This is a genomic window from Candidatus Symbiopectobacterium sp., from assembly GCF_020054415.1.
Classification (GTDB): domain Bacteria; phylum Pseudomonadota; class Gammaproteobacteria; order Enterobacterales; family Enterobacteriaceae; genus Symbiopectobacterium.
Genome location: NZ_JAHWCO010000474.1, coordinates 1 through 3,309, shown reverse-complemented (window position 1 = coordinate 3,309; position 3,309 = coordinate 1). Strand labels below are relative to the sequence as shown.

Genomic DNA, 3,309 nt, shown 5'->3' with positions numbered 1-3,309 from the left:
CAAACACGCTTATCACGACTGGTGTCATGAAGGTGTTCGAGTTCGGCTTTTTGCTTGTCGGTAATAAATATCTTCATAGTGGGTGAGCATGATCTTCTTACCGCGTAAAATCAAGCATCTTCAATGATCACGGGTATATACCCTAAATAATTCGAGTTTCAGGAAGGCGGCAAGAGAAGGACAAATGAGGTTCATCTATCCCGATATGCTTACTTAGGTAAGTGATTCGGGTGAGTGAACGCAGCCAACGCACATGCAGCTTGAAATATGACGTGTATAAATGGGGTATCACATGAATCTTATCAGTATTGCCGCACTTTCGGACAACTACATTTGGCTATTACATGACGCACAGCACCGTTGTGTCATTGTCGATCCCGGCGAAGCCGAGCCAGTATTACAAGCGCTACGTAAACACCAACTCACACCGGTAGCGGTGTTACTCACCCACCATCACAGTGACCATGTGGCGGGGGTACCTGATATCCAGAAGACTTACCCTGACTTGCCGATTTATGGCCCTGAAGAGACAGCGCAGCATGGTGCAACACGTATTTTGCGCGATTGCGATCACATTCAGTTACTCAATTCTGATTTCTCCGTATTTTCTGTGCCGGGTCACACTTTAGGTCATATTTCGTACTACTCTGCCCCCTATTTGTTCTGCGGAGATACGTTGTTTTCGGCTGGATGTGGGCGAATTTTTGAAGGAACCACCAAGCAACTGCATGAATCAGTTGAGAAAATATCAAAATTACCTGATGAAACACGCATTTGCTGTGCACACGAGTACACCCTATCAAATCTTGAGTTTGCTCACACTATATGGCCTGAAGAGTGCAATATTACCGCTTATCTTTCTGAAATCAGGCTATTACGAGATAAATCTCAATCAACGTTGCCAACCACCCTTGGTATTGAACGAAAAGTCAACCTTTTTCTTAGGTGCCATGACACTGATTTAAAAGGAAAATTAAAAATAAAACACGGTAACATAGAGGATTGGCAAGTTTTCGCCCAATTACGTAGCAAGAAAGATTGCTTTTGAAGGTTTTTGTTGTGCTGATCGGCTAATCAAAGTATCATTGCTCGTCTTTTAAGCAACCTATTGACACTATTGACACGTATATGAAGGCTCACGCGATTATTATCGCCTCATTCTTGTTGGCAGATTGCCAAGGGGTCTACCAAGACACCTCGCAACCGAAACGACATGGGCAGAGTCTGTCTTCAGCAGGTCAAGGTGAAGCAGGAAAGTACACAGGAAGTCGAGAGACATCCGCGCGCTGGCTGGATAATAATGACCTAGCGCAGCGTGACCTGTGGAACTTCATTAGTGACGAGCTGAAGATGGAGGTTCCGGATAACGTCCGGATCCGCGAGCAAAAAACACGATACTTAAAAAATAAGAGCTATCTCCACGATGTAACATTACGGGCAGAGCCGTACATGTACTGGATAGTCGAGCAGATTAAGCAGCGCAAAATGCCGATGGAACTGGTACTGCTACCCATAGTGGAGAGCGCTTTTGATGCCAAGGCCACATCATCCGCCAATGCCGCAGGGCTCTGGCAGATTGTGCCAGGCACTGGGCGTAACTACGGTTTGAAACAGAACCAGTGGTATGATGGTCGTCGCGATGTTGTTGCATCAACGACGGCTGCCTTAGACATGATGCAGCGCCTCAACACAATGTTTGATGGTGACTGGCTACTTACCATCGCCGCGTATAACAGCGGTGAGGGGCGTGTTTTGCAAGCAGTAAAAGCAAATAAGGCAAAAGGCAGGTCAACGAGTTACTGGGCATTGGCGTTACCACGTGAAACGTCACTTTATGTCCCGAAAATTTTAGCCTTAAGCGATATTTTTAAGGATAGCAAAAAATACGGCATTGAGTTACCTAAGCCCAACGAAAGTCGGGCACTGGCGCAGGTAGACCTGGGTCAACAGATGGAGTTGACGCAAGCGGCTGAAATGGCTGGCTTGTCGCTAACAAAACTGAAGAGCTACAACACAGGCTACAAACGTGATGTGACCGCTCCGAACGGGCCACATTACATTATGGTGCCTAAAGCACATGTTGAGCAGTTGGAGGATTCGTTGGCAGATGGCGATATCGCCGCTGTACGACCCGCTAAACTGGCGCAGTTATCCGCAAGCACGGAATACAAGGTTCGTTCAGGTGACGCCTTGTTAGGTATTGCTGCGAAACTGAAGGTCAGCGCGCAGGATCTGCGCAAGTGGAACAACCTAGCCAGCGCTAACGCGTTGAAGGTTGGTCAATCGCTTCAGGTTGTACAGGCCTCTGCGGGCAGTAAAAAGGGTAACAGTAATTCCATTACCTATCAGGTGCGTAAAGGAGACTCTCTCGCGAGTATCGCCAAACGTCACGGGGTAGATATCGCAGATGTTATGCGCTGGAATTCGGTCATCAATAAAAAGGCAAATATTCAGCCTGGAGATCGGTTAACGCTGTTCGTGAATACGGCAGCATCACCAGACTCTTAAGTGCTACATAGGCCTATAAAAAAACCACGATGGTTGACCTTCGTGGTTTTTTTATTGTTTTAACGTCATGCTGGCAACTGAAATTCAACCAATAGCGGGTTGTGGTCAGAAGCCTGGGTAACCAATACAGAAGATTGCATGACGTGTAACCCGCGATAAAAAAACAAAATCTAACGGGCGGCCAAACGTTCGACGCCGCTGGTCGTCGAGAAAGCGAACCTCACGCAAGGCAATCTCACTGGCAAATTGATAAAGTGCGTTGATACGCTGCCGGCTCCAGGCATTAAAATCTCCAGCCATGATTACTGGCCCGGCATGACGTTTGACCTGCTCACCAATCGCATCCAGTTGTTTGCCATACACTTCAACGCCGATACTGAAATTAATGGCATGGATATTAATGACCATCAGTTGCTGGGCGCTCTGCAATGCATAAACCGTAATCAGCGCCGATTTAGACAGGCGAAGCAGAGGCTCTCTCAGCGGGCAGCAATACAAGGGTTGTGCGGTAGACAGCGTCATCACACCAGAAGGGTGTTGGGGAAGAATAATGGCAGGGACCTGATCGGTAGCAAGAGCCTGTACACGAGATTGTGTAATTGCCTGATTTTGATATGTTCAATCCAACATCAAAAGCAGGTTACTTTATGGACGAAAAACGGCTTTGTTGAATAATAGGTAATCATGCTGTTTTTCCATGCCAGTTTTGGTTGAAAATGCTTGTCATCTCAGGTGTACACTTTTCTCATGATGCCTAACTGCATGATTTTACGTTGCGAGGATCCGTCGTTTCACTGGGCT

The 3,309-nt window shown here is 46.9% G+C and carries 2 protein-coding genes and 1 pseudogene; 2 read left to right on the top strand and 1 reads right to left on the bottom strand.

Annotated elements, in window-relative coordinates; genetic code table 11:
• Positions 1-292 precede the first annotated feature (292 nt).
• Both gloB and mltD read left to right on the top strand, forming a co-directional pair.
• The gene (gloB, locus tag QZ506_RS13900) at positions 293-1,048 is read left to right on the top strand and encodes a hydroxyacylglutathione hydrolase (protein ID WP_291971810.1); all 756 of its coding nucleotides are present in this window, start codon (positions 293-295) and stop codon (positions 1,046-1,048) included.
• Positions 1,049-1,128: 80 nt separating this feature from the next.
• Positions 1,129-2,508 carry a murein transglycosylase D gene (gene mltD, locus QZ506_RS13895; protein WP_291971808.1) on the top strand — a complete coding sequence of 460 codons (1,380 nt, stop codon included), beginning with the start codon at positions 1,129-1,131 and terminating at the stop codon, positions 2,506-2,508.
• 65 nt (positions 2,509-2,573) lie between these two features.
• Here the strand turns inward: mltD and QZ506_RS13890 are convergent.
• Positions 2,574-3,084, bottom strand: a pseudogene (locus QZ506_RS13890) (endonuclease/exonuclease/phosphatase family protein); the annotation flags it as partial.
• Positions 3,085-3,309 lie beyond the last annotated feature (225 nt).